Here is a 6,261-nt window from a genome sequence, read left to right as displayed (position 1 = left end):
CAAAAAATTGTATCCTTTGAAATTTTGAAATTTCGTACATCTTAACTAGAATTAGACCTCTCCGGAAAAGAGGGAGTAGGGAGTAGGGAGTAGGGAGTAGGAGGAAATAATTGATGATTTATGCGTATGGGATTGATTTAATTTTTGATTATCACCAGATGTCTATTAGTTAACCAAAAATATAGGTTTGTAAATATTCTCTGACGACAAAGAATTAGCCCTGGGAATATGGGGTGGTGATATAGCAAGGAAGGAGCTAGTTGCTGTTTGACTTATGTTGATGATGACCGTAAGACAGAGAAATGCTGTTCCCACTATTTCTCTATAATTCATATTTTAATCTGACAACGTCCCAGAAATTACATATTCGATTCAAATGCTGTAGAGTATGGACATTTCATCAAATGTCCCTAAGTTCTTTTGCGGAGATATTTGAAGATATTTATAAAAGCTATTTAGTATCTTTGCTCGCAGTATGCGCTTTTGACAAAGGAGTCATAACTCAGTACTCAGGAGCTAGAGAAATAAAATAGTGGAAATTTGCCTCCACATTTCCCATCTCTCCAAATTTCAGTTTTGGGAGGGGTTAGGGGTTAGCCCCCACACTCCCTACTCTATATCTACACACATTCATTAATGCCTGATATGCGATCGCTGACCTTGGTTTTAATGTAGTAAATATTACTATTTTATATTCTGTATTTAAACTAGAACATTTTTTTATTTCTACTGAATATCACTTAAAATTTAAGTATAAAAAGTAATTTATTTTTTAAGTGCTTGCACGATTGATACTATTTTTTGACGCTTCCAGTATAGATTTGGGATAAAAGCTTTGTTTAGCTAAAAACCTCTCATAGTAAAGCTTATAAGATATTTTACTTATTATACATACATTATTTTATTTAAAAAACAGTGATCAATATCATTTATAGTAATGATTTTAATCACAGTATAAAAATAACAATTTAAATAAAAATAGATACAGAAACACAGGCATTGCATCTATAGAGTTTTGCTAAGAAATGGCCTGAATATAAATTAAATAGTAGCTAATTACACACACACAAACCTAACAGATACTATGATTAACAGTCTAATTAACTCTAAATTCTTTGCAGGTTTAACTGCTACAGTCGCATTTACTGGCGTAATAGCTAATGCTGGTACTGCTAACGCCCTGACTAAAACATATACAGACACCTTTGAGCTAGCACCAACAGATATTACAGATGCCCTGTTATCAGTTCAAAAATTCGATGGTAATCTTGGTAAACTTAAAAATGTTACGATCGGCTTTGATGGACAGATCGTTGGCGATGCCCTAGTGGAAAGCTTGGATGCACAAGCTCAAACTCTAACTTTTAATCTTGGAGGTACTTTGACCTTACTTGGGGATGATATTCTTAATAACCCTTTGTTTGAAGAAACAGTGAGTGCATCAGATTCATTTGAAGCAACTGCTTTTGATGGTGTTACAGATTTTGGAGGTACTTCTGGTCAAAGCTTTCAGGGACTAACAGCTACATTAAGTGGACAGAACTTCTATGATGACCAAAATGTATTAGATTTCTTCACTGGTACTGAAAATTTAGAGTTTTTATTCTCTGCTAACACTAATTCAAGCGTAACCGGTGCAGCAAATCTGTTAGCTGGTATCACTACCCAGGCTGGAGCAAGTGTTACAGTGACATACCATTATGAAGACTTTGATGGTGGTGTTTTACCTGAAAGAGTACCTGAACCTTCTGCAATACTAGGTTTAGGTTTATTTGCTGGAGTAGGCTTTTTATCAAAAAAGAAGGCAAGCAATAAAGCTTAAATTAAACAAGTCTATTCTAAATAAAGTCTTGATAGTTCCCCATCGCTATAAAAATCACCAAGCGATATTTAACTAAAAATCAAATTATTAGTAAAAGAGAGCCTCATAACTAAGAGGTTCTTTTTGTTATTTGTACAACCCAACTTAAAATAGTAAACAGTCTATTCAACTCCTTGAAAAGAAGAGCATTGACTCAAAGGAAAGTTTTTTTCTTGTTTCTCCTTTAAAGGAGACGCTTTAAACCTTAGTTCTTCGGCAAAGGAAACCAAGATTGGGAAAATAACAAGGTTAAATACTAATTGCTATAGAATAACTTCAAACCTAAATCTGGTCTATCTGTAATTAATGCAAATACCCCTTGTTTAACAGTTTTAACCATTAATTTTTCATCATTAATCGTCCAAACATAGATATTCTGATTAATCAGTTTCATGCGCCAGACAAAACCAAATTTTATCAATTGGTAATTAGGCGAAACAAAATCAGCTTTAGTTGTAAACAAACGAAATTCAGGAAATATTTCTGATAATCGAGTAGCGATTAAATTTTTGGGTTTACTAACTCCTAATAATAGCCCAGTTGTAATTTGATTATCAGCTTTTTTGACTGCAACAATAGCAGCATCAAGAAAAGATTTAATGACATAATCTTGATAATCTAAATATTTTTTGACTAAATTAACTATCTCCAATTCATATCCCACTTCTTTCAATTCAATATCAAGTTTAATTTTCCCCTGACATAACTTCAACACATCCTCTATCAATGGCACATCAAAACCTTTTTGCCGAGAAATATCCAAAAGTTGTTGATAACTCAAATCACTAACTTTCATCCCATCAATTGATTCATCGTGAAACGCCACAAATAAATTATCCTGAGTTTTTCTGACATCAAACTCAACCATTGGTACACCCAATTCAATAGCTTTTTCAAAAGAAGCTAAAGTATTTTCAAATTCCACCAAGGCAGATGCGCCTCGGTGAGCAATAATTAATGGTTTAGTAGTCATTTCAAGAATTTAGAATTTAGAATTTAGAATTACCTCTTTTTATAAATAAATTAAGAGGATTGGATAAAAGGATTTTTTTTCTTCTCTTGGTCGATTGGATATAATTATTATCCTGCTTTAAACCTTAATTATTCGGTAAGTACCTAAAATATCACTTTTAACTTCTAACTTTTGACTTTTGACTTATAACTTCTTCCTTTTATCCCTAATAGTAGTCTAATCTGGAGCTGTCACTATATAGCTATAAAAATGACAAATATACCTCCAAACCCACCTTCACAGCCAAGGTCAGTGGAACGTGATGAGTGGATTGCAATATTTGTAGCCTTAGCGACTCTTGGCAGTGTATTTTTCTGGACAACGACTAGAGGAAATAATGGGTTTAATCTATTCTCTAAACCTATCATTTCTTCTCCTGAATCTGAAACAGTTGATAGTCCAAATGTTAGTACAGAAGAGTCAATTTTTAGCTTAGGCACACCACAACTTAATACCCTGACTGGCGAACCAGCATCAAATTTTAGTCAAGCACTTTCTTCTTCTGAAGAGTTAGAAACAAGTTTGGCTACTCTGACTCCTATTAGTGATACTTTTGAGCAGTTAGAGACAAGTGTTACAGGTTTGAATCAAGCCAATACTGAGACTGAGACAACACTCGAATTAGCGAAACCGCCAAAAGTCCCACAAGTTGGCAAGAATTTGGCCGCATTAGGTATTGGAAGTATGTTATCTGGATCTCCAATGACAACTACGCCTTTACCTGTGGCCCCCCCTATTCCTAGTTTAACAACAGATTCACCCACGGCAACTTCTCCTTCTCCAGAGGAGGTAACTTTCAAGTCACCTGGGGCCAGTGAAATAGCAACTTCTCCTCCTCCTGAAGCAGAAACTACTGACTCATCTACGGCAACTTCTCCTTCTCCAGAGCAGGCAAATTCTGAAGTTCCGTTAGCTGGTACAACAGCACCATCTCCTGAAACATCTCCTATTGACCAAATTAAATTTTCTGATGTTCCAGATGATTTTTGGGCCAGTAATTTTATTCAACCTTTGAGAGAACGTGATATTATTGCTCAAGTTGATAGCGATAAATTCGAGCCAGATAAACCTGTAACGCGAGCTGAATTAGCTACTCAAATTCCTCAAGTATTTGAGGAAAAATCAACAGAAAGTTCTGTTAACTATGAGGATGTACCAGCAGATTCACCAAGTCAAAAAGAAATTCAAACAGCTACTAAATCTGGCTTTTTGAGTGGCTATCCAGGAAATGTTTTTCGTCCAAAACAAGAAGTACCAAAATTACAGGTATTAGTTGCTTTAGCTAGTGGCTTAAATCTGGAAATACCATCAAATCCTGATAAGGTTTTAAGTATTTATAAAGACAAAGAAAAAATACCTGATTGGGCTAAGGAAAAAGTAGCGGCAGCTACTGCAACTGGATTAGTAGTAAATCATCCAGATGTAAAAATTTTGAATCCAGATAAACCTGCCACTCGTGCTGAAGTTGCAGCGATGTTTCATCAGGCTTTAGTAAGATTAGGAAGGGTAGAAGAGGTTTCATCAGAATATATTGTGACTCCAAAAAATTAAAATTGGCTGTCTTTTTTGATGAACAGTTTTTCTCTAAATATTTACCCTAAATAATCAATGTCTAAAATACCCGGTTTCTCCTAGAGACCGGGTTACTAATATGAAGGAAGAAGGAAGAGGGAAGAAGGAAAAATACTGATTTTGCTTTCCCTTTATTGATTTTTTTTCTCAGGCTAATTACTTTATTTTATTAAGATAAAAAAATTATGTCATACTAACTTGAAAAAAGAATACTATACTTAAGTAACACTTCAATTATTAAGTAATTAATATATACTGAATAAGTTTTTGGTGATTATTAACCATTTATTTTTAATTATTCTTATTTTCACTCCCTCACTCCCCCACTCCCCTACTCCTCTACTCCCCTACTCCACTACTCTTCCTTATGCTCCAAAAAGTACAAAATTTCTTATTACAACTAGCTCAAATGTTTACAACTCCCTTACTTTTTGTCGGGGATAGTTATATATCTTTAAGTTTACTTTTAAAATTATTTTTATATTTAATTGTAGTTCTTATATTCGGTAGAATCTTCAAAAATTTACTCAAAAAAGTATTTTTAGTAAAACTAGGTATAGATGAAGCTAATCGAGAGGCAATATCCACAATATTTAGCTATGGAGCGAGTACCCTGGGTGTGATAATTATTTTACAAACACAAGGTTTTAATGTCTCTTCATTAGCAGTTTTAGCTGGGGGTTTAGGTGTAGGTATTGGTTTAGGATTTCAGAATATTACCAAAAACTTTATTAGTGGTTTGAATGTACTGATAGAAAGACCGATCAAAATAGGAGATTTTATTGAATTAGATAATGATTTAGGTTTTGTGGAAGAAATTGGTTTGCGTTCAACAAGAATTAGAACATTACAGGGTAGTCATATAATTATTCCTAATGGCATCTTAATAGAAGGAAAAATACATAATTTAAGCTACGATAGTTTTAAAGGTAGAATTGAACTTGATATTTTTGTCTCTGATGATAGTGACCCAGTATTAGTTACAGAAACTATACTAATGTCAGCTTATATGGAACCTGTAGTATTACGAGAACCACCTCCAAAAGTTTTGTTTCTGGGGTTTGAAGATAACGCTTTTAAGTTTCAATTATGGGTATGGGTAAAGGAAATTTATAATCAACCAGTTTATATGAGTTCTTTACGGTTTATTATCTACAATAACTTACATCAACAAGGTATTTTAATTCCTTGGGACCATTTTAATATATACCTCCATAATCCACAAGAATCACAACATTTAGAATCACCTCAAAATACTTTTATTCATGGGGTAATAAACAATCAGTCTATACCTAGTAAACCTCTATCAGCTAGGGATTTATTATTAGAAGTTGCTTATTTTGAAAACTTTACTGATGTTGAGTTACGAAAATTGATAGAAGTAGGGTATAGAAAACGTCTCAGACCATTAAAAATTTTATTCCATGAAGGAGATCCTGGTGATACTTTTTATATTATTCTTTCAGGTTCAGTAGAGGTATTTGTTGAAAAAATTAATAAACATTTGACTACTCTAAAAGCTGGAAATTTTTTTGGAGAATTAGCTTTAATGTTAGGTATTCCTCGTACTGCTTCAGTCAGGGCACTTGAAGATACAATTTTATTTGCTATTCATAAAAAAGGCTTTGAGAAAATATTACATGAAAATCCAGAATTAGCAGAGGTAATTGTGCAAGAGTTGGGTAAACATCAAGAAGAATTATCTGAACGTCAAAATGAACTTAGAAGATTAGGATTAGTTGATGCAGAAGAAGATGATAAAAATCCTGTGGTTTGGGTCAGAAATCGTCTGAAAAATTTGTTTAATTTATAATTA

Annotated in this window: 4 protein-coding genes; 3 read left to right on the top strand and 1 reads right to left on the bottom strand. The window is 33.5% G+C overall.

The annotated features are described in order from the left end of the window. The first annotated feature begins 1,084 nt into the window (after nucleotides 1-1,084). Nucleotides 1,085-1,822, top strand: a complete 738-nt coding sequence (locus tag AC3DU7_RS17420) for a choice-of-anchor E domain-containing protein (RefSeq protein ID WP_488040583.1) — start codon at nucleotides 1,085-1,087, stop codon at nucleotides 1,820-1,822. Nucleotides 1,823-2,117: 295 nt separating this feature from the next. Here the strand turns inward: AC3DU7_RS17420 and AC3DU7_RS17415 are convergent, their stop codons facing one another. Beyond that, the gene (locus AC3DU7_RS17415) at nucleotides 2,118-2,834 is read right to left on the bottom strand and encodes a glycerophosphodiester phosphodiesterase (RefSeq protein WP_488040582.1); all 717 of its coding nucleotides are present in this window, start codon (nucleotides 2,832-2,834) and stop codon (nucleotides 2,118-2,120) included. A 249-nt stretch (nucleotides 2,835-3,083) separates the two neighbouring features. Here AC3DU7_RS17415 and AC3DU7_RS17410 point away from each other — a divergent pair, with 249 nt between their 5' ends. Together AC3DU7_RS17410 and AC3DU7_RS17405 are read left to right on the top strand one after the other, a co-directional pair. Next, nucleotides 3,084-4,424: an S-layer homology domain-containing protein gene (locus AC3DU7_RS17410; RefSeq protein ID WP_488040581.1), complete on the top strand. Its 1,341-nt coding sequence runs from the start codon at nucleotides 3,084-3,086 to the stop codon at nucleotides 4,422-4,424. Between the two features lie 388 nt (nucleotides 4,425-4,812). After that, on the top strand, nucleotides 4,813-6,258 hold the full coding sequence (locus AC3DU7_RS17405; protein WP_488040580.1) for a cyclic nucleotide-binding domain-containing protein: 1,446 nt from the start codon (nucleotides 4,813-4,815) through the stop codon (nucleotides 6,256-6,258). Nucleotides 6,259-6,261: the final 3 nt, after the last annotated feature.

It is taken from the genome of Okeania sp., from assembly GCF_983059655.1.
This window is presented reverse-complemented; position numbering and strand designations above follow the sequence as displayed.